This is a genomic window from Candidatus Krumholzibacteriia bacterium (assembly GCA_035268685.1).
Classification (GTDB): Bacteria; Krumholzibacteriota; Krumholzibacteriia; order JAJRXK01; family JAJRXK01; genus JAJRXK01.
The window spans coordinates 16,673-37,454 of the sequence record DATFKK010000085.1 but is presented as its reverse complement, the minus strand read 5'-3'; the positions used below and the strand labels follow the sequence as shown (position 1 = coordinate 37,454).

Sequence of the window (20,782 nt, the reverse complement as noted above, 5' to 3'; positions counted from 1 at the left end):
GACGTCGACCTCGAGGTCTTCGGAATCGACCCCTAGACCCTCTCGGAGATCCTCTCCGGGATCGGGCCGGTCAAGGAGATCGGTCGCAGCTTCGGCGTCCTGCGGACGGGCGATCTCGACGTGGACATCTCCATGCCTCGCCGCGATCGCAAGGTCGGCCCCGGCCATCGCGGAATCGCCGTCGAGGTCGATCCGCACCTGTCGCTCGTCGACGCCGCGCGTCGCCGCGACCTGACGATCAACGCCATGTCCCTGGACCCCTTGACGGGGGAGTTCCTCGACCCTCTCGGCGGACTCGAGGATCTTCGTTCAGGGCTGCTCCGCGCCTGCGACCCGGGGTCCTTCGGCGAGGACCCTCTCCGCGCCGTGCGCGTCGCCCAGTTCGCCGCTCGCTTCGAGATGCAACCCGACGCCGAGCTGCTCTGGATCTGCCACGAGCAGGACCTCAGCGAGCTGAGCGGCGAGCGGATCTTCGAGGAGCTCCGCAAGCTGCTGATGAAGGGCGTGGAGCCGTCGATCGGGCTCGAACTGCTCGAGCGCACTTCGTTGCTGCGCTTCCTGCCCGAACTCGACGACCTCGTGGGGGTTCCCCAGGACCCGCAGTGGCACCCCGAGGGTGACGTGTGGGAGCACACGCTCATGGTCTGCGACGAGGCGGCCCGCCTGCGGATGAGCGGCCACGCCGCGTCGCTGAAGTCGACGCGCGAGATCCGCGCCGAGGACGAGGCGCTCATGTTCGGAGCCCTGTGTCACGACCTCGGCAAAGCGACCACGACCTTCGCCGAGAAGGGTCGCATCCGCTCGCCGGGTCACGACGTCGCGGGCGAGCCCCGTGTGCAGTCGCTGCTCGACCGGTTGCGCGCGCCCAAGGACCTGATCGCCCGCGTGCGGTCGCTCACCCGGCATCACCTGGCGCCGGCGCTGCTCTACCAGCAGCACTCGACCGACCGCGCCTACCGTCGCCTGGCCCGCCGGCTCGCCGCGTCCGGGGTGTCCATGCAACTGCTGGCGCGTCTCGCCCGGGCCGACCACTTCGGCCGTACCACGCCCGAGGCCCTCGCGCGCCGCTTCCCCGCCGGGGATCACTTCGTGCAGAGGGCCCGCGCCCTCGAGGTCGAAGCCGAGGCGCCGACCGACGTGGTCCAGGGCCGCCACCTCGTCGCGCGCGGAATCCGGCCCGGCCCGGAGTTCGGCCGCATCCTGCACCGCTGCCGCGAGTACCAGGACCGCACCGGCGCGAAGAACCCCGAGGAGATCCTCGAGGCCGTGCTGGAGACCGAGGTCTGAGCGCCGGGCTGCGACGACCGGAGCGGGGTGCCGGCTAGTTGCGGATCCGCAGCACGCGCTTGGTCACCGACCAGTCACCCATCTCGACGTTCACGTAGTAGGCACCGGCGGCCACGGGCCGTCCCTGGGCGTCACTTCCGTTCCAGTGCACGCTGAAGCGTCCGGCCTCGCGGACCTCTTCGTCGAGCACGTCGACCAGCTGTCCGCTCACGTTGTAGACCTTCACTCGCACCATGGGCCGCGGCCCGAAGGGGGGAGGCGACGACGGATCGATACGGCGACGCATCGAGGGTTCGAGCTCGAAGGCATCGCCGAGGGTCGATGGAACCTCGACCTCGATCATCGTGGCGTCGCGGAAGGGGTTCGGCCAGTTGGTGACCAGGTCGGGCGAGAGATAGCTGGGGAGTTCGTCCACGAGATGCGCCGGGGCCAGGGCCTCGATCGACTCGTCGATCCGGGAAGGCGCGATGACGAGCACGTCGTCCGGCTCGACTCCCACCCCTGCGTCCATCCAGATCTCGGCGTCGAGCGATCCGTCGACGGAGGCGCGGGCGATCTCCAGGGCCAGGGGTGACGACACCGGGATCACGTAGCGGCGCCCCGCGCCCTCGGGTCCGCGGTCGTGGACGTTCAGCGGAACGCCCTCGAGACGCAGGGATTCCCAGCTCACCGGATGGACCGACCGGTCGGATGGCGTCGACGCGAGCACGCGGAGGCTGCGGTCGCGGAGGGACAGCTCCACCCGGAGTTCCTCGATCCGGGGATCACGGCAGCGACCGCACATGGGTGGGACCTTCCACCCGGGCGGATCCTCCGCGCCGACCCCGTCGAAGGTCACCAGGGCCTGGCCGGCCAGGTACTCGAGCGACGATCGGGATCGCGCCACGATCACGGCCAGGGGCCAGGTGGTCGGAGTCCCGGCCTCCCACAGGAGCGTGGACCCGTCGGCCTGGGGTACCGACCGGCGACGATCGAGGCGCACGACTCCCAGATGGCGCCGTTCATGGGCGTCGAGCGCGACCGTGGTCTCGAGGATCTCGAACTCGACACTCGGCGCGCGTCCGATCGCCAGGTGGGGTCGCGAGACGACCGTACGCCGCGTCCAGCCCGTGTCGGCGCGCAGGGCGAGGCCTGCCGCGCCCGCCGATTCGTCCCCCTCGGCGGTGAGCATCTGCGCATCGACGAAGGCCACCGGATCGACGTGGAAGTAGCGCCAGTGTCGGGTGCGGACGTGCAGCTCGCGGTCCAGCGCCGCGCTCCGCGCAACCGTCCCCTCGTCGCGCGCCACGGGCTGCCATCCCGCGGCCGCGGTCAGGGGCGTTCCGTCGGCACGGCCGCCGGTCGCCGAGAACCATCGCAGTTCGACATCGAGATACGTTGTGTCGTCACGCTCGAGACGGAACGCTCCCGCGCCGTCGTGCACGAGCCGGAAACCGTCGACCAGTTCGGTCGTGGACTCCGCCGTCCCCCGTGCCGGCTGTGCGGCCACGAGAAGAATCAGCAGCAGGAGCGTGATCCGTCGTGCGGATCTCCGGCCAGAGCGTTCGGGATTCGAACGGCTCCGACCGAGCGTCGTTGCACCCATCCAGTCCGTCTCCGTCGTTCCGCGGGGTCCGCGGAACCGCGGCGGGATCCTGGGCCTAGGCCTCGGACCCCTGGTCTCCGTCCGGGCTCGGATCCGAAGCATCCGAGGGGGTCGCCTCGTCCGCGGAGTCGCCCTCGATCTCGTCCTCGATGTCCTCGGGCGTGGCGATCCTGGCGATGGTCGAAACGATGTCTCCTGGATTGAGGTGGATCACCCGGACACCCTGGGTGTTCCGGCCGATCTTGCTGATGCCTTCGACGGCGGTGCGGATGATCACTCCCCGCCGCGTGATGATCATGACCTCGTCGGTCTCGTACACGCCGAGCTGCGCCACGATCGGGCCGTTCCGCGGGGACACCTTCATGGTGATGATGCCCTTGCCGCCCCGGTTCTGCAGTCGGTACTCGTCGAGCACCGTCCGCTTGCCGTAGCCCCCCTCGGTCACGCACAGGAGCTGCGAGATGTCGTCGGCGTCGACGACGATCATGCTGACCACCGCGTCGTCCGCCGAAGCGAGCTCGATGCCCTTCACCCCACGCGCCGTCCGCCCCATGGCCCGGGCGTCCTCGACGGCGAAGCGAATGCACTTGCCCGACCGAGCGGTGAGGATCGCGTGCTGGCCGGCCTGCGTCAACCGCACGCCGATCAATTCGTCGTCCTCCATCAGCCCGATCGCCCGGAGCCCGGACGACCGGATGTTCCGGAACTGGTCCAACGACGTACGCTTGACCAGTCCGTTGCGTGTCGAGAAGAAGAGGAATCGATCGGAACTGAATTCTCCGTGCACCTTCAGCGTGGCGTTCACCCGCTCCTCCGAATCGAGCGGCAACAGGTTGCGAAGGGACTTCCCCCGCGCCGTCCGGCTCGCCTCGGGCAGTTGGTAGACCTTCAGACTGAAGACCCGGCCGTAGGTCGTGAAGAACAGGACGTCGTCGTGCGTGCTCGCCACGAAGAGCTGCTCGACCCAGTCCTCGTCCTTGAGCGCTCCGGCCGACACCCCCTTGCCGCCGCGGCCCTGGCTGCGGTACTCGCTCGAGGCGAGGCGCTTGACGTATCCGGCGTTGCTGACCGTGACCACCATCTCGCGCTCGGCGATGAGGTCCTCCATGGACACGTCCCCCTGTGCGTCCATGATCTCGGTGCGCCGCTCGTCGCCGTACTTCCTCTGGATCTCGCGGAGTTCGTCCTCGATGATCTTCAACTGCAGTGCGCGACTCTCGAGGATCGAACGCAGACGTTCGATCTCCTGGATCAACTCCTGGTACTCGGTCTCGATCTTCCCACGTTCGAGTCCGGTGAGTCGCTGAAGACGCAGCTCGAGAATGGCCTGCGCCTGACGCTCGCTCAGGCCGAATCGCTGCATGAGTTCGTTGCGTGCGGTCTCGGCGTCGGCGCTGCCGCGGATCAGCTCGATGATCTCGTCGATGTTGTCGAGCGCGATGCGGTAGCCCTCGAGGATGTGCGCGCGCGCCTCGGCCTTCTCCAGGTCGAATCGCGTACGCCGCACCACGACTTCCTCCCGGAAGTCGAGGTAGTGCTGCATCGTGTCCTTCATGCTCAGCACCGTGGGCTGGTTGCCCACCAGCGCGAGGTTGTTCACCCCGAAGGTGCTCTGCATGGCGGTGTGCTTGAAGAGCTGGTTCAGGACCACCTGCCCCTGGGCGTCCTTCTTCAACGTGATGACGATGCGCATGCCGCGGCGATCGGTCTCGTCGTTGAGGTCGGCGATCCCGGTGATGTGACCCTCGCGCACGAGCTGTGCGATCTTCTGGATCAGTTCGGCCTTGTTCACGTAGTAGGGGATCTCGTGGACGATGATCGCCTCGCGGCCGCTCGGCAGTTCCTCGAACTCGGTGCGGGCGCGCATGACCACCCGGCCGCGGCCGGTGGTCACGTAGTCGCGGATGCCGGCGCGGCCGTGGATCAACGCTCCGGTGGGGAAATCCGGTCCCTGGACGTGTTGGAGCATCTCGATGGGCTCCATGTCCGGGCTCTCGAGCAGGGCGATCAGGCCGTCCACGATCTCGGTCAGGTTGTGGGGTGGGCAGTTGGTCGCCATGCCCACCGCGATGCCGGTGGTCCCGTTGATCAGGGCGTTCGGCACGGAGCTCGGCAGCACGCTCGGCATCTCGCGGCTGCCGTCGTAGTTGGGGACGAAGTCGACGGTGTTCTTCTCGAGGTCGCGCAGCATCTCCATCGCCAGCGGCGTCAGGCGGGCCTCGGTGTAGCGCTCGGCCGCCGGGGAGTCGCCGTCGATGCTGCCGAAGTTGCCCTGTCCGTCGACGAGCGGATACCGCATCGAGAAGGGCTGTGCGAGTCGCACGAGGGTGTCGTACACCGCCGCCGTTCCGTGCGGATGGTAGTTGCCCGTCGTGTCACCGGTGATCTTCGCGCTCTTGCGGTAGGGCCGCCCGGGCGAGAGGTTCAGGTCGTTCATCGCCGTGAGCACGCGGCGGTGCACCGGCTTCAGACCGTCGCGCACGTCGGGCAGGGCGCGCGACACGATCACCGACATGGAGTACTCGAGGTACGAGCGCCGCATCTGGCGCTCGACATCGACGTTCAGGATGCGTTCGTCACTCAACGGAGTCTTCCTCGGCAGGGATGAGGACTAGATGTCCAGTTCCTCGAGATCGACGTGCTCGGCGTTCTCTTCGATGAAGCGGCGGCGCGGCTCGACCAGGTCTCCCATGAGCATGGTGAAGACCTGCTCGGCCTCGGCGACGTCGTCGAGACGGACACGGGTCATCGTACGCGACTCCGGGTTCATCGTGGTCTCCCACAACTGCTCCGGATTCATCTCGCCCAGACCCTTGTAGCGCTGGATGTACAGACCCTTCTCGCCACCGAAGTCGGCGACGATCTGGTCCTTCTCGTCTTCGGTCTGCGCGTAGCGGGCGTCTTCCTTCTTCGACACGCGGTAGAGCGGCGGCTCGGCCATGTACACGTGACCATCGACGATCAGGTCGGGCATGTAGCGGAAGAACAGGGTCAGCAGCAGCGTCCGGATGTGGCTGCCGTCGACGTCCGCGTCGGTCATGATGATGATCTTGTGGTAGCGCAGCTTCGAGATGTCGAACTGGTCCTCACCGACACCCGTACCGAGCGCGGTGATGATCGTCTTCACCTCTTCGTTGTTCAGCGCCTTGTCCAGCCGCGCCTTCTCGACGTTCAGGATCTTGCCCTTGAGCGGGAGCACCGCCTGGAAGTTCCGGTCTCGGGCCTGCTTGGCACTGCCGCCGGCCGAGTCGCCCTCGACGAGGTAGATCTCCGACACCGCCGGATCGCGGTTGCTGCAGTCGGCCAGCTTGCCCGGGAGGCTCGAGCTCTCGAGCGCGTTCTTGCGGCGCGTCAGCTCCTTGGCCTTACGGGCGGCCTCGCGGCTCCGGGCCGCTCCCATGGCCTTCTCGACGACCTTCTTCGCGACCGCCGGGTTCTCCTCGAAGAACTCGGCCAGGGCTCGGTTGACGAGGTTGGTGACGACCCACTGCACCTCGCTGTTGCCGAGCTTGGTCTTCGTCTGTCCCTCGAACTGCGGCTCGGGGACTTTCACGCTCACGACTGCGGTCAGGCCTTCACGAACGTCTTCACCGAGCAGCTTGACCTTGTGTTTCTTGGCCAGCCCGGAACTCTCCGCGTAGTCGTTGATGGTCTTCGTCAGCGCGGTCTTGAAGCCACTGAGATGGGTTCCACCCTCGATCGTATGGATGTTGTTGACGTAGGTGAAGATGTTCTCGCGATAGCTCTCGTTGTACTGCATGGCGATCTCGGCCTCGACGCCGTCGCGCTCACCGTTGATGGTGATCGGTGCGCCGTGCAGCATCTCCTTGTTCTTGTTCAGCCAGGCGACGAATTCCTGGAGCCCGCCCTCGTAGAGGAACGACTGCTCGCGCGGATCGTCCTCGGAGAGGTCGGTCAGGACGATCTTCACACCGGCGTTCAGGAAGGCGAGTTCGCGCGCACGCTGGGCGAGCGTGTCGAAGCTGAACCGGTCGACCTCGAAGATCTCCGAATCGGGGAGGAAGCGAACCAGGGTTCCGCGTTTGCCCTCGGGGGCTTCGCCGATCAACTCGACGTCGGTGCTCGGGATTCCGCGCACGTAGGTCTGCCGGTGGATCTTCCCGCCGCGGTAGACCTCGACCTCGGTCTCGGAGCTGAGGGCGTTCACGACGCTCACGCCGACACCGTGCAGACCACCGGACACCTTGTAACTACCCTTGTCGAATTTACCGCCGGCGTGCAGAGAGGTCATGACGACCTCGAGCGCGGACTTGCCTTCGTCTTCGTGGTAGTCCACGGGAATGCCGCGTCCGTTGTCGAGCACGCTCACGTGGCCATCTGCCTCGACCGTGATGTGGATCTGGTCACAGTGTCCGGCCAACGCCTCGTCGATCGAGTTGTCGACGACCTCGTACACGAGATGGTGCAGGCCTCTTTCCGCAGTGTCGCCGATGTACATCCCGGGTCGATGGCGTACGCCCTCGAGGCCCTTCAGGACCTGGATCCCCTTGGACGTGTACTGCTCGTGCGGTGCGTTCAATTCCGTCTCCTCGTGTTCAGAGGATCTCGCTGCCGGAATGGAAGCGGATCTCGCGGACCTCTCCCGGCCCGAGGCGCTCGGCGAATCCCTTCAGGATCTGCGAGCGCAGGAGGACGAGTTCCTGGGCCCAGACGCTGCTCTCGACCCGGACGCGCAGGACCCCGTCGTGGATCGCTTCGGCGCGGCTGTGTCGCGCGATCTCCGGACCCACGACGTCCTTCCAACTCTCGAGGGCCTGCTGACGTTCCAGACCGGGCCGTAATGGGCTGCGTCCGATGAGTCCGTCGAGCACCTCGTCGAGCCGTCGGGGTCCTTCGTTCATGCGTCCTCCGTCATGGCCCGCCGTTGGGCCGCGATGACGTCGTCGTCGAGCGATTCGAGTTCCGTGAGCACGCCGTCGCGCACGGTCCAGACCTTCAGCGCCTCCCAGTCGCGAAGGGCGACCACGTGGTCCACCCGGGCGGTCGCGATGAACAGCTGGTGCTCACGATGGAGACGTGTCTGCAGGGCCTCGGTCCGATGGCGATCGAGTTCGCTGAAGATGTCGTCGAGCAGCACCACGGGCCGTTCGTTCGTGCGCTCGTACAGGAGTTCCCCCTGGGCGAGCTTGAGCGCGATCGACGCCGTCCGTTTCTCGCCCTGGCTGCCGTAGCGGCGGAGCGAGTGGCCTCCCAGGTCGACGTCGAGTCGATCGCGGTGCGGGCCCACCAAAGCGTGCTTCATCGTGAGTTCCTGCGCTCGTATCTCCTCCAGTCGGCGGACGAAGGCGGCCCGCGTGGCGTCCTCGTCCTCGTCGTTCTCTCGCTCGACGGTCGTCGTGATCCGCAGCTCCAGGCGTCCGCCACGCGGAGCCAGTTCCCGATAGGCCTCGCGCGTGTGCTCCTCGAGTGTTCCGAGGAAGCGGGCACGTTCGACGAGCAGCGGCACGCCGGAGCGCACGAGCTCGCCGTCGAAGGCATCGAGTTGCCCCTGGAGACTTCCGTCGCGCTGCTTCAGAAGACGGTTCTTCTGGGCGACCGCGCGGCGGTAGTCGAGCAGATGACGGAAGTAGCTCGCCGAGCAGAGACTGAGGGTGTAGTCCAGGAAGCGGCGCCGATGCTCGGGACTGCCCTTCGCGAGTTCGACCTCGTCGGGATCGAAGCGCACCACCGAGAGGTGCCCCACGAGGTCGGACTGACGCGCCAGGGCCTGGCCGTCGATCTCGAGTTTCTTCTTTCCCTCCCGAGTGAGCGACGCGGTGAGCTTCAGGGAATCGCCCTGATCGTCACGCCCCTCCACGGTCACGTGGCAGAAATCCTTGTCGAACCCGATCAGCTCGCGGTCGCGTCCGGTGCGCCACGAGCGCCCGAGGGCCAGGTACGAGAGACCTTCGAGGAAGTTCGTCTTTCCCTGCCCGTTGCGTCCCAACAGTATATTCACGCGGGGCGAAACGGCCACCTCCAGGGGCTCTAAGTTCCTGAAACTGTGGAGCTTGACGCGGGTTATCCGCACGGCGGACCGGAACTCAATCGTTCAGGCGGAGAGGCATCAGCAGGCACAGGTCGTCGCTGTCGGAGGCCTTCGCCGCGGGAGGGTCGGCCGGGACCACGATCGCCGCCGTATCGGGCCGGTCGAGAGCGATCTGGACGTTCTCGGCCGCCATGTGCTTGAGCACGTCCTCGACGTAGTTGTGGTTGAATCCGATGATCAGCGGCTCGCCGTCGTACTCGACCTGGAGCTGGTCCTCGGCACGGCTGCCCTCGGTGCCGCTGGCCGACAGGTTCAACGTTCCCGGCTCGAGCTCGAACCGGACCTGGTTGGTGACCCGGTCGGCCGAGATCTTCACCCGCCGGATGCGGTCCGCGAGCGTCTGCCGATCACAGGTGACGAGGCGCTCGTTGCCCTTCGGGATCACCTGCTCGTAGTTGGGGAACATGCCCTCGACGAGCCGCGTGTGCACCACCGTGTCGCCGAGTTCGAAACTCAACTGATTCTCTCCCAGGTGGATACGGACGGTTTCGACGCCTTCGGTCAGTCGCAGGACCTGCTGGAGACCTGCACTGCTGGCGATCAACTTGCGTGTCTCCGGCAGCCCCGTCCCGACCTCGCGCCGCACCCGGCTCAGCCGGTGTCCGTCGGTGGCCACCATCGTGATCGCGTCGGGTTCGAGTTCCCAGTGCACGCCCTGCAGGGCCGGTCGCGTCTCGTCGCGCGAGATCGCGTAGATCGTGGTCCGGATCATGGTCGTGAGGATCTCGCCCGGGACTTCGATCGAGGCCATCTCCCCGAAGCTCGGCAGACTCGGGAAGTCCTCCGGAGCCATGCAGGGTTCCTCGAGCCGGGCTCGCCCGCAGGTCACGGCGACCTTCTCGCCCGACGCCTTGATCACGACCGGATCGGCGCCCAGCGTCCGCGCGAAGGCGACGAACTTCGACGCCGGGATCGCCGCCTTGCCGTCCTTCTCGACCTCGACCTCGCCGACCTTCGTGACGACCGAGACGTCGAGATCGGTCGCGGCCAGCGTCAGACCCGATTTCGTCGCGTCGAACAGGATCGTCGACAGGATCGGCAAGGTGGTCTTGCTGCTGACCACGTTGGCGACCGCTCCGAGGGCGCGCACGAGATCTGGCTGCTGGACCTGGATCTTCACGGTGGGGCCTTTCGCGGGAAGGAACGCAGGGACGTCGGCTCGTCGCGGCCGGTCCACCGAACGGCGGATTGCGCGGCGGGCCCGGTATCGTACTCCAGCGCTGCCATGCTCACAAGACCCGCTGGGCCGTTCGCGAAGCCCTCCCGCTCTCTACTCTCCTCTTTCGATGTATACAGGAACACAGTAGTGGAAGAAGGGCTGGGGGCGGTGGGGACAGAGCGGTGATGGAGTCGTGCAACTTTACCGATCGGTGTGCCTTCTGCGTGTCTTCGGCTGTGCGACGTCCTGGGACGGAACGGGGAGGGATCGGGGAGCGATCGTCATCTGTGCACAGGTGGGGGCGATCGGGTGTTTGTCCCCGGGTGTTTCCTGACAACGTTCCCAGGTCTTTCCCAAGGATCGTCCCCAGGGATTCCGCCATCGGTCGCTGCGCCGATGGGCGGAGACGGCCCTCAGCGGAAGCACGACGGCCCGGACCTTCGAGATCCGGGCCGTCCGGCTGCTCCGTGGAAGCGAGGCCACGAAGACGGAGGAAGCGTCAGTTCGGGTTCCGGAGATGGCCGAGGATCGCTTCGTAGTCCGATCGCACCTCGCCGTCGTGCTCGAGGAGTTCGCGGATCTTCTGCCAGGCGTGATGGACCGTGGTGTGGTCCCGCCCGCCGAAGCGCCCTCCGATCTGGTTCAGGGATGCCCGCGTGTGTTCACGGCAGATGAACATGGCCATCTGTCGCGCGTAGGCCACCTGTTTGGTCCGGACCTTCGAACGCAGGAGGTCGAGGGACAACTGGTAGTAATCGGCCGTCGCCCGCGTGATGTCGGCCATCGTGAAGTCCGTCTGCGGCCGACTGCGGTGCAGGAAGGCCTTGAGGACTTCCTGCGCCATGTCGAGGTTGATCTCGCTGCCGGTCAGACTGGAGAAGGCCAGGAGCCGCACCAGGGCTCCTTCGAGTTCCCGGATGTTGCTCTGGATGCTCTCGGCGATCAGGACGATCACGTCGTGGGGAATCAGGACGTCCTCGCGCTCGACCTTCTTGGTGAGGATCGCGACGCGTTCCTCGAAGTTCGGCGATTGGATGTCGGTGATGAGACCCCATTCGAAGCGGCTGCGCAGCCGTTCCTCGAGCGCACTGATGTCGCGGGGGGGACGATCGCTCGTCGCGACGATCTGCTTGTTGGCGTCGTAGAGCGCGTTGAAGGTGTGGAAGAACTCCTGCTGCGTGGTCTCCTTGCCGGCCAGGAACTGGATGTCGTCGATCAGGAGCAGGTCCACGGTCCGATAGCGGTTCTTGAACTCGATGTTCTTGCCGCCGCGGATCGATTGGATCAACTCGTTCATGAAGTTCTCGGCGGAGACGTAGTGGACGATCGCGTGCGGGTCACTCTCGAGGACGCGATTGCCGATCGCCTGCATCAGGTGGGTCTTTCCCAGCCCCACACCGCCGTAGAGGAACAGCGGGTTGTAGGCGTGGGCGAGCTGGTCGGCGACGGCCATGCAGGCCGCCGAGGCGAGATGGTTGTTCTCGCCGACGACGAAGCTCTGGAAGGTGTACCGGGGATTCAGGCCCGCGTCGCGCGGCCGGAGACGCGCCACGGGGGTGGACGGGATCGGAGCCTGGGAGCCGGTGCTCACCGATGGACGTTCGAAGGCCGCGCTCGAGACGGGTTCCTCGTCCACGATCACGTGGACCTGGACGGGGGAACCGGTGACCTCGCGGGCGACCCGCTGGAGCAGTTCGAGATGATGCTCGGTGAGCCAGTCGACGAAGAACTGGTTGGGGCCCTGCAGCTGGAGGACATGGTCCTCGATGGTCAGGAAACGGGTCTGGGCGAACCAGGTCTTGTACGTCTGCTCATTGACCTCTTGGCGGACCCTGGAAAGGATCTGCTCCCAGAGGACCATCCCATCGTCGTCCGGAGTTCCGGCTGCCGCGTCGAGATCACGCGGTGGCAGAGATGCGGTCACCGGTTCGCTCCTCGGATGGGTCGTGGGGTTCAAGGGTGGATGAATCAACAACTTATCCACCACAGTTGAGCTTCCGGATGTTGTTGCACGGCGGTAGGTTGTCAGAAGATTCGGTACAAGTACCGACTGAGTTTTCCCCAAACGCGAAGGTTGTGGAAGAAACTCACCAGGGCGGATGTGACTTGTCCACCCGGGGCGCGCGAACCTAGCACTTCGGACCGCGTGCGGCAAGCAGACGCAATGGGTCGTTCTTCATCTCTTCTTGAACCTGTTGGGGTGCCGGGGTTTGCAGCGGTGGGTCTTCAGGGGTCGGTCGGGTGTCGATCGGGGCCCGGCTCCTCCGGCCCGCTCCGGGCAGCAGAGGGGGGTCGACCCCGCTTGACGAAAGGCCGTGCCACCTCTAGTGTTTCCCGGCTGATCCGGCGGCGCTGTCCGCCCGTTTCACCCGGAGTTCGCGCAGACGCGCACAGCGACGAGGTCGGACCGTGAAAAGGACCTTCCAGCCCAGCAATCTCAAGCGCAAGCGCGACCACGGCTTCCGGAAGCGGAAGTCGACGAAGGCCGGGCGCGCCATCCTGAAGCGGCGCCGTGCGCGGGGTCGTAAGAAGTTGAGCGCCTGACGATCCGATCCGGCGTGCGCCCACGGTCGTTCGCGGAGGAGCGTCGGGCGCGGGAGTCCGGTTGAAGGGGACCATCAAGGCGAAGCGCGAGTTCGACGCGGTCTACGAGCACGGTCGCCGCGCCCATGGTCCGCATGTCGTTCTGTTCCTCCTTCCCCGTGAAAAAGGGCGCGAGATCCTCGGCGACCGCTTCGTCGACGAGACGCGCGCCGGGGTGGTGGCCAGTCGTCGGGTCGGCAACGCGGTCGCCCGGAATCGGGCCAAGCGAGTCCTCCGGGCGGCGCTCCGTGACGTGAACGACCTCCTTCCCGTCTCGAGCCGCGTCGTGCTGGTCGCGCGGAGAAGTCTGGTACGAGACGGGGCCCGGTCGCCGGAGATGGCGAACGAACTCCGGGAACTGTTCGAACGATGCGACCGCTCCGAGGGTGATTCCCGATGACGTGGACGTCCTGGGCCGCCCGAGGGGCCGTGTTCCTGATCCAACTGTACCGAGCGACGATCTCGCCCTTTCTGGGATCGAATTGCCGGTACACGCCCACGTGTTCGCACTACACCGAAACCGCCATCCGGCGCTTCGGGGCGTGGCGTGGCGCGGCGCTCGGGCTGCGGCGGGTCTTCCGCTGCCATCCGTTCCACGAGGGCGGCTTGGATCCGGTCCCGTCGGAGGGCTCCAAGAGGCCTCCGTTGACCCCAACCGAGGCGCGCGGTCCACGCTCGGCCTCCGGGAACTGACATCGTGCAGGGAAACCAGCAACCCTTCGACAGCCGTACGATCCTGGCCTTCGCCCTGATGGCGGTGGTCTGGATCGGGTGGTTCGCCCTCTTCCCGTCGGAGACACCCCCGCCGGCCGAGGACACCGAGACGACCGCGACCGAGCAGAGCGCGGAGCGACCGCCAGAGCCGACCACTGACCGGCCGCCGACCTTCGGGGACACCGCGCCCGCCATCCCGGACACCGAACGTGCCGTGGTACCGCCGGCCGAGGCCAGGGAGTGGACCCGAGTGGCGGACACCGATCGCGGCTCGCTGGTCCAGGTCAGCACCCCGCTGTTCGAAGCACAGATCGACCGCGTCGGGGGCGACATCGTCTCGTGGAAACTGCGTGAGTTCGACCTGGTCGACGGCTCGCCGGTGGATCTGATCGGCGAGCGCACGCTCGATCCCCAGTCGCAGCGGGCGCACGCACTGCGGATCCTGCTCGAGGACCGCGCGCTCGATCTGCGGCAGGTGCAGTTCGACGCTCAACGGAGCAGCATTGCCCTGGCCGCCGACGACGCACCGGCCGACCTCGTCCTGACTGCGCAGCGCGGCAACGGTGGGGGCGTCGAGATCGTCTACCGCTTCCATCCCGACCGCTACGGTTTCGACGTTTCGGCGCGTGTGGTCCCCGGCCGCGGGGAGACGCTTCCGACGCGGTGGGAGGTCGGCTGGCCGGGCGGGATCGCGACCACCGAGCCCGACAGCGCCCGGGAGATCCGCGAGTTCAAGGCCGTGGCGCGGGTCGGCGACGACATCCACAAGGTCGGCTACGGCAAGCTGAAGGGCGACGGCAACGACGGACGGCGCATCTACGAGGGCAGCGTGAGCTGGAGCGGTGTGGAGTCGCTGTACTTCCTCACCACCGTCATCTCTCCCGATCCGAAGCTCGGCGAGGTCCGGCTCGACGGCGACCACGACCGCGGAGTACAGACCTTCCGCGCCGCGCTCGGGCTGGAAGGGCGGGAACCGGCGACCGTGGACTACACCGTCTACATGGGACCGGTCGACAACGACGTCCTGGCGCGCTACGACAGCGACCCGTGGAACGCGAACCTCACGGCCCTCGTCGATCTCGGCCCGGGAGTCTTCCGGTGGATCGCCGAGACCGTGCTCATCGGCCTGCGTCTCCTCCACGGAATCGTGCCCAACTGGGGTTGGACCATCATCCTGTTCAGCGTCTTCACGAAGCTGCTGTTCTGGCCGCTGACCAAGAGCAGCGTCATGAGCATGCGCCGGATGCAGGAAATGCAGCCGAAGATGAAGAAGATGCAGGAGAAGTACAAGGACGACCCGCAGCGCCAGAGCAAGGAGATGATGGCGCTGTACAAGGAGCACGGTGTCAATCCACTGAACATGGGCGGCTGTCTCCCGTTGCTGGTGCAGATGCCGGTGTTCTGGGCACTGTTCACCATCCTGCGCAAGACCATCGATCTGCGGCAGGCTGAGTTCGCGTTGTGGATCGACGACCTCAGTCGTCCCGATGCGCTGTTCGAGCTGCCCTTCGCGCTCCCGTTCCTGGGCGAGTACTTCTCGTTGCTGCCCTTCCTGATGGCACTGGGGATGTACGCGCAGACGAAGTTCCAGCAGACCACGACGGCGGGCCAGGCCGACAATCCCATGGCCAAGCAGATGCGGATGATGACGACCTTCATGCCGCTCATGCTGTTCTTCGTGTTCTACCAGAGCCCCGCCGGGCTCGTGCTGTACTGGCTCGTGAACACGGGCCTGTCCGCGTACCAGACCTGGCGCATCTCGAAGACCGCGCCCCAGCCGGCCGAGGCGAGTGCCTCCTAGCACCCTGCCCGCGGACTGCGGGAAGACGACCGAAGCGGAGAGGAAGAATCCATGCGATCTCGACGGACCCGGAAACGATACGAGCGCACGATCCCCAAACCGGAGATCGTGATCGACGAGACCCCCACGCCCAGCGTTTCGCTGGAGGACGTGGCGCCGTCGCGCGCTCGCGAGCGCCCGGCGTACGAACCGTCGCCCGAGGACGATGCCGCGGTGGTCGAGGCCACCGAGGACCTGCTCGAGGCCGCGGACATCGACGCGGACATCGAGTTCCTGCACGAGGACTATCAGCGGGTGTGGATCGAGGTCGATTCGAAGCACGCCGGCGTCCTGATCGGCAAGCGCGGCTCGGGGATCGAGGCGCTCGAGGTTCTCATCGGGCGGATGGCCAGCCACGAGGTCGGGCACATGGTGCCGGTCCAGGTCGATGTGAATCAGTACCGGGCGAAGCACGAGGCCGAACTCCGGGAGCTGGCGCGGGAACTCGCGGGTCGTGTGGCGGAATCGGGAGAGGACGAGCACCTGCGACCGATGAACGCCCGGGATCGGCGCGTGATCCACGTGACGGTCCAGGAGATGGATGGGCTGGAGACCTATTCCCTCGGTGAAGGGGCGGCGAAGCACATCGTCATTCACAAAGCGGAGAATTGAGGAACTGAAAAGTCCGCATTTACAACTACCTACTGATCTCGAGCGGCGCCTCTCGCCGCGGACCGTGGAACGACTTCAGGCGTACCGGGAGGATCTTCTCCGGTTCAATCCGGTGGAGAACCTGGTTTCGCGCCTCGATCCCAAGACCGAGGTGGCCCGACTCATGGAGGAGAGTCTCCGTGCGGGCCTCGAGCTCGGCCTTGGGCCGGAGGATCGTGTCCTCGACGTCGGATCCGGGGGCGGCTTTCCTGGGATCGTCTGGGCTTGCGCGTTTCCGGACACGGAGATCGTCCTGTCCGAGCGCCGACGAACGCGAAGCGACTTCCTCGAACGAGAAGTCCTGAGGTTGGGTCTGGACAAGGCGCGGGCCCATTTCGGCGACGTCCGCACGCTCAACGCGGATCCGTTCTCCTGGGCAACGGCGAAGGCCGTGGCCCACATCGAGCAGTTCCTGGGTTGGGTCACCCCGCTGCTGTCGGACGAAGGACGCGTCGTGACCTTCCAGCGCCATGGTTGGTCGTGGGACTCCCACGGGCCATGGGAGGTGGAGCGGGGCTGGAATGTCCTGGAAGACGCCCGGGCGGGCGACCGGTGGGTCTATGTGCTTCGGCGCACCGACGCGTGTTCCACGTGAAACCAGGAGTTGTGCCCACGGCTGAACAGCAGAGCGTGCCGGGGCCGTGCGGTTTCACGTGAAACGGCGCAGCCGCCCGAGAACTTTCCCCCAGGTCAACTCACTGTCGCTACGAACCTTTCGGCGGTTTTCCCCATCTGCTCCCCATGTGACGACAGACACGATCTTGCGCGCCGGCTCCGAAGGACCCAATCTCCGCCTGCCCTGCGAGAACCACGACCGTACCCACCTCGAGACTCCGGAGGCACGATGGGTCGGATCATTGCCGTATCGAATCAGAAGGGCGGGGTCGGGAAGACGACCACTGCCGTCAACCTCGCGGCCTCCCTGGCGGTGGCCGAGAAGCGCGTCCTCCTGGTGGACTTCGATCCCCAGGGGAACGCGACGAGCGGACTCGGGATCCAGAAGAGCGACCTGGAAACCACGAGCTACGAGGTCCTCCTCGGCCAGACGGCTGCGGCCGAGGGAATACGGAAGACCGAGCTTCCTTTCCTCGACGCGCTCCCCACCGATCAGCGTCTCTCGGGCGCGGAGATCGAGCTCGTGGACGCCGAGGGTCGCGAGCGCTTCCTCGAGCGAGCACTCGGGTCGGTGGCCGAGAGCTACGACTATGTCCTGATCGACACGCCCCCAAGCCTTGGATTGCTCACGGTCAACGCCCTGACCGCGTCCGCCTCCGTGCTCATCCCGATCCAGTGCGAGTACTACGCCCTGGAGGGCCTGTCCCAACTGCTGAACACGATCCGACTGGTGCAGAGGTCCATGAATCCTGCCCTCCGCATCGAAGGGGTCCTGCTCACCATGTTCGACCGGCGCCTGCGGCTGAGCCAGCAGGTCTCGGACGAGGCACGTGAGTACTTCGGAGATGCGGTCTACACCACCGTGATCCCGCGGAACGTGACCCTCGGCGAGAGTCCCAGCTTCGGAAAGCCCGTCCTGCTCCATGACGTCCAGAGCCGCGGTGCCCAGAGCTACCTGGAACTCGCCAAGGAGGTGATCGCCCATGACGAGCAAGCGTGCGTTGGGTAGGGGCCTGGGGGCTCTCCTGGGAGACTCGACCCCGGAGGACCGACCGGCGGGGTCCAACGGCGACGGCGCGACCGCCCTCGGCGACCGAGAGGCGCGGATCCTCCGCATTGCGGACCTGAGCATGAATCCGCACCAGCCTCGGAAAAGCATTGCCGAAGAGCAGCTCCACGAGCTCGCCCAGTCGATTCGGTCCAACGGCGTCCTACAGCCGGTCCTGGTGCGCCGGAGGGGCGATTCCTACGAGCTGATCGCGGGCGAGCGCCGGGTGCGAGCCGCTGAAATCGCTGGATTGCAAGAGGTTCCGGCGATCGTCTGCTCAATCGCCGAAACCGAGAGCATGAAGGTGGCACTTCTGGAGAACATCCAGCGTGAGGACTTGAATGCCATCGAAGAGGCCGAGGCCTATCGCTCGATCATGGAGCACCTCGGTGCCACGCATCAGGAGCTCGCCGACATGCTCGGCAAGAGCCGGAGTGGCGTCAGCAACATGCTCCGCCTGCTGAACCTCGAACAGACGATCCGGAACCTCGTGGTCGAGGGAGGGCTGACCATGGGTCATGCGCGTGCCCTCCTCCGCCTCGACGACGGCTCGCAGCGCCTGAGCCTGGCCCGGACCGTCGCGAAGCACGGGCTGAGCGTCCGCGCGCTCGAGAAGAAGATCCAGGACCTCCAGGCGCCGCAGCGATCGGAGCCTGCCCCGGACCAGGAGCCCGCGCGTGATCCCGAGGCCCGGGCCCTCCGGGAGTTCGAGACGCGACTCTTCCGCCACCTCGGCAGCCCGTGTCAGATCACCCGCCGGGGCAACAGGGGCCGGATCAACATCGAGTTCTTCTCCGACGAGGAGCTCGAGCGGATTCTGGAGTCTCTGGGGATCTCGAGTCAGCTGTGATGCCTTTGGTGCCGATGGACACCGCAACTCGTTGCGATCAATCATCTTACACGACGGACCCGGGCGCGGTGAGCTGTGGCGAAGAGCCGCGGCGTCCTGGAATCGTGCACAGTTGTCCACGGCGTCCCCATAGTTTTCCCCGGCCATCGGCGGCGGTGTGGGGACGAGTCGGGAGAGCGACGGGGTGAAGTCGTACAGCATCATCATCGTCCCGTCGGACCACAGCGGGACTCGTCAGTACAAGATCAGTCGAGCCCTGCTGCTGGTGATCCTGTCACTCCTGATCGTGCTCGCCGCGACCTTCGCCGTCTTCGCGGCCACCTACACGTCGGTCCTCCTGGACGCGCGGCGGGCCGGAGCGCTGGAGGCGGAGAACGCGGAGCTCCGGAACCAGGTCGCACGGGTGCAGGAACTCTCCCAGGAGCTCGAGGCCATGGCCGGACTGCGTGCCCAGGTGGTTCGTCTGCTGGGCCAGGGCGCGCTCGACGAGATTCCCGTTGCCGCGACCGAGATCGACGGGCCCCGCTTCGACCAACGGGTCCTCGGGGACGTCGAACAGCTGCAGCAGATCTTCGCGGACGCTTCGCGCATGCCCTTCGCGCCGCGCCACTGGCCTGCCGACGGCGCGGTCCGGCGGGAGTACATGGCCGAGCCCTCCGGCCGCCTGCCGGCCCACCCAGGGCTGTCGATCGACGCGACCCGCCACGGGGTGGCGCGGGCTGCCGGGCGGGGACAGATCATCGATCTGGCCTTCGACGACGAGGGGCGGCATACCGTCGTGGTCGACCACGGCTACGGCTTCCGCACGCGCTACGGGAACCTCGACCGGCTTCTCGTGGAACAGGGCCAGGTCGTGGATCGCGACCAACCGCTCGGCGAGATCTTCGCTCGCGACGGAACGCGCGGCGGCGACGAACGTACGAGCCGGTTGATCCCCGGCGCCCTATACTTCCAACTTCTCGTCGACGGCAGCCCCGTCGATCCGAGAGGATATCTCGACCCGCGCTGAGCCCCCACGAACGGCCCCAGCGCTCACCTCGGAAGGACGGACCGAACATGTTCGGGAAGGAACAGGAAACCATGACCCCGACTCCGAGCGGCGACGCCCGCGGAACCTCGATCCTGGCGCAGGGATGCTCCTTCAAGGGTGAAGTCGAGATCCAGGGCGTGTTCCGCGTGGAAGGTGAGTTCGAGGGAACGATCCGCACGCCCGAGCAGCTCGTCGTCGGCAAGACCGGCGTCGTGAAGGGCGACATCTACGTGAAGACCGCCGTGGTCGGCGGGAAGATCGTCGGGAACATCAACGCCGAGACGAAGATCGAGCTCCAGAACGGAAGCCACGTCGAGGGCGACATCCGCACCCGGCGTCTCGTGATCGACGAGGGCGTGTTCTTCGAGGGAAGCTGCTCCATGGGGCAGGACAAGGGTCTCGACCGGCGACCCGAGCAGAAGCCCGACACCTCGAAGGGCAAGCAGGCTCAGGCCTCCTGACCGTCGACCGCGCCGCGCACCGTCGGTGGAATCGGAAACGGGTCCCTCGGGCGAGGGACCCGTTTCCTCATGACCGGCATCTCTTCAACGGCTGCGGACCTGAACCCCATATTCCGTCCACAGTGCCTCTCTCGCTGCCGGCCGAAAGGCCGTGTCGTACCCCCACGGCCTTCGAGCGTCGAGTGATCGGTCGTTCTTCTTCCTCGTGACTCCCTCGGGCTCTCCGTCGGATCTCTAGACGTCCAGGTCGAACTCGTCGCTGGACACGCGGACCGCGTCGACCTCGCGTCGGCAGGCCTCGTGGAACTGCCGGACCTTCGGGGTCCACGGATGCGCGGCGTCGAGCTGCAAGGCGTCGAGCATGCGCCCGGCGTCCTCTGCGGCTCCGAGGCCGGCATAGGCCACAGCGGCCAGCAGGACCACCATGCCGTCGTCGGGATGGCGGTCCCGTAGCGGTGCCAGCTGCAGGAGTGCGGCGAGCGGGTCGTTCTGCTGGACCCTCACGTGGGCCAGCAACAGCCGCGCCGGGTCGTTTCCGGGGTCGAGGCCGATCAACGTCTCGATCTCGTCACGCAGTTCGATGGGCGGCACGCCGTGCTCGAGCTCGGCGGAGACCTCCCGCGACAGCACGGCGACGCGGTGCGACAGCCCGGACACGAGGCGCAGCGCACCGAAGACCACCACCGTGGCCAGGGCGGCCGGCCAGGCCCAATGGACCCCGGCGATCACGAACGTCAACGGTCCGAGGGTCGCAAGCGGCACCAGCCAGGTCAGGTGACGGACCGGGTCGCGGTGGTCGAGGGACCAGCTCCGCACACGATGCGCGGTCTCCGACAGCAGGACGGACACGCCGGCCGCCGCGGCCGCCATCGATGGCTCCGGGAAACGCAGAGGTGTCTCGTGGACTTCG

General features: G+C 66.6%; 19 protein-coding genes. 11 read left to right on the top strand and 8 right to left on the bottom strand.

All coding sequences use genetic code 11. From position 1 onward, the window contains the following. Positions 1 to 132: 132 nt before the first annotated feature. A complete protein-coding gene (locus VKA86_08485; GenBank protein HKK71242.1) occupies positions 133 to 1,287 on the top strand; it encodes an HD domain-containing protein in 1,155 nt (384 codons plus the stop codon). Positions 1,288 to 1,321: 34 nt separating this feature from the next. On the opposite strand, the gene VKA86_08480 is transcribed toward VKA86_08485, so the two are convergent. From VKA86_08480 to dnaA, 7 genes are all read right to left on the bottom strand, one after another. Continuing rightward, on the bottom strand, positions 1,322 to 2,872 hold the full coding sequence (locus tag VKA86_08480; protein HKK71241.1) for a FlgD immunoglobulin-like domain containing protein: 1,551 nt from the start codon (positions 2,870 to 2,872) through the stop codon (positions 1,322 to 1,324). A 55-nt stretch (positions 2,873 to 2,927) separates the two neighbouring features. After that, on the bottom strand, positions 2,928 to 5,456 hold the full coding sequence (gyrA, locus tag VKA86_08475; GenBank protein ID HKK71240.1) for a DNA gyrase subunit A: 2,529 nt from the start codon (positions 5,454 to 5,456) through the stop codon (positions 2,928 to 2,930). A gap of 27 nt (positions 5,457 to 5,483) precedes the next feature. Continuing rightward, positions 5,484 to 7,412 (bottom strand): DNA topoisomerase (ATP-hydrolyzing) subunit B, encoded by a 1,929-nt coding sequence (gene gyrB / locus VKA86_08470; protein ID HKK71239.1) that lies wholly within the window; start codon positions 7,410 to 7,412, stop codon positions 5,484 to 5,486. Between the two features lie 16 nt (positions 7,413 to 7,428). Beyond that, complete coding sequence (locus tag VKA86_08465; protein HKK71238.1) at positions 7,429 to 7,734, bottom strand: DUF721 domain-containing protein; 306 nt, start codon at positions 7,732 to 7,734, stop codon at positions 7,429 to 7,431. Further along, positions 7,731 to 8,903, bottom strand: a complete 1,173-nt coding sequence (recF, locus tag VKA86_08460; protein HKK71237.1) for a DNA replication/repair protein RecF — start codon at positions 8,901 to 8,903, stop codon at positions 7,731 to 7,733. Before recF ends, VKA86_08465 begins: the two co-directional genes overlap by 4 nt. A 13-nt stretch (positions 8,904 to 8,916) precedes the next feature. Further along, positions 8,917 to 10,041: a DNA polymerase III subunit beta gene (gene dnaN, locus VKA86_08455; GenBank protein HKK71236.1), complete on the bottom strand. Its 1,125-nt coding sequence runs from the start codon at positions 10,039 to 10,041 to the stop codon at positions 8,917 to 8,919. A gap of 538 nt (positions 10,042 to 10,579) precedes the next feature. Beyond that, entirely contained in the window at positions 10,580 to 12,004 is a 1,425-nt protein-coding gene (gene dnaA / locus VKA86_08450) for a chromosomal replication initiator protein DnaA (protein ID HKK71235.1), read from the bottom strand. A gap of 485 nt (positions 12,005 to 12,489) precedes the next feature. On the opposite strand from dnaA, the gene rpmH reads away from it, so the two are divergent. The 10 genes from rpmH (at position 12,490) to VKA86_08400 (ending at position 19,872) form a co-directional block, all read left to right on the top strand. Beyond that, the gene (gene rpmH / locus VKA86_08445; protein HKK71234.1) at positions 12,490 to 12,624 is read left to right on the top strand and encodes a 50S ribosomal protein L34; all 135 of its coding nucleotides are present in this window, start codon (positions 12,490 to 12,492) and stop codon (positions 12,622 to 12,624) included. Between the two features lie 61 nt (positions 12,625 to 12,685). Beyond that, the gene (rnpA, locus tag VKA86_08440) at positions 12,686 to 13,063 is read left to right on the top strand and encodes a ribonuclease P protein component (protein ID HKK71233.1); all 378 of its coding nucleotides are present in this window, start codon (positions 12,686 to 12,688) and stop codon (positions 13,061 to 13,063) included. Then, positions 13,060 to 13,356, top strand: coding sequence for a membrane protein insertion efficiency factor YidD (gene yidD / locus VKA86_08435; protein HKK71232.1), 297 nt, complete (start codon positions 13,060 to 13,062; stop codon positions 13,354 to 13,356). Before rnpA ends, yidD begins: the two co-directional genes overlap by 4 nt. Before the next feature lie 4 nt (positions 13,357 to 13,360). Beyond that, positions 13,361 to 15,178 (top strand): membrane protein insertase YidC, encoded by a 1,818-nt coding sequence (gene yidC / locus VKA86_08430; protein ID HKK71231.1) that lies wholly within the window; start codon positions 13,361 to 13,363, stop codon positions 15,176 to 15,178. A 51-nt stretch (positions 15,179 to 15,229) separates the two neighbouring features. Continuing rightward, positions 15,230 to 15,829, top strand: coding sequence for a R3H domain-containing nucleic acid-binding protein (locus VKA86_08425; GenBank protein HKK71230.1), 600 nt, complete (start codon positions 15,230 to 15,232; stop codon positions 15,827 to 15,829). Continuing rightward, positions 15,783 to 16,463 (top strand): RsmG family class I SAM-dependent methyltransferase, encoded by a 681-nt coding sequence (locus VKA86_08420; GenBank protein ID HKK71229.1) that lies wholly within the window; start codon positions 15,783 to 15,785, stop codon positions 16,461 to 16,463. The genes VKA86_08425 and VKA86_08420 overlap by 47 nt, the downstream gene beginning before the upstream one ends. Before the next feature lie 249 nt (positions 16,464 to 16,712). Then, on the top strand, positions 16,713 to 17,492 hold the full coding sequence (locus tag VKA86_08415) for an AAA family ATPase (protein HKK71228.1): 780 nt from the start codon (positions 16,713 to 16,715) through the stop codon (positions 17,490 to 17,492). After that, a complete protein-coding gene (locus VKA86_08410) occupies positions 17,467 to 18,381 on the top strand; it encodes a ParB/RepB/Spo0J family partition protein (GenBank protein ID HKK71227.1) in 915 nt (304 codons plus the stop codon). Before VKA86_08415 ends, VKA86_08410 begins: the two co-directional genes overlap by 26 nt. Positions 18,382 to 18,565: 184 nt before the next feature. Next, entirely contained in the window at positions 18,566 to 19,390 is an 825-nt protein-coding gene (locus VKA86_08405; protein HKK71226.1) for a M23 family metallopeptidase, read from the top strand. Positions 19,391 to 19,461: 71 nt separating this feature from the next. Further along, the gene (locus VKA86_08400; protein HKK71225.1) at positions 19,462 to 19,872 is read left to right on the top strand and encodes a polymer-forming cytoskeletal protein; all 411 of its coding nucleotides are present in this window, start codon (positions 19,462 to 19,464) and stop codon (positions 19,870 to 19,872) included. Positions 19,873 to 20,106: 234 nt separating this feature from the next. Here the strand turns inward: VKA86_08400 and VKA86_08395 are convergent, their stop codons facing one another. Next, entirely contained in the window at positions 20,107 to 20,742 is a 636-nt protein-coding gene (locus VKA86_08395) for a hypothetical protein (protein HKK71224.1), read from the bottom strand. Between the last annotated feature and the right edge of the window lie 40 nt (positions 20,743 to 20,782).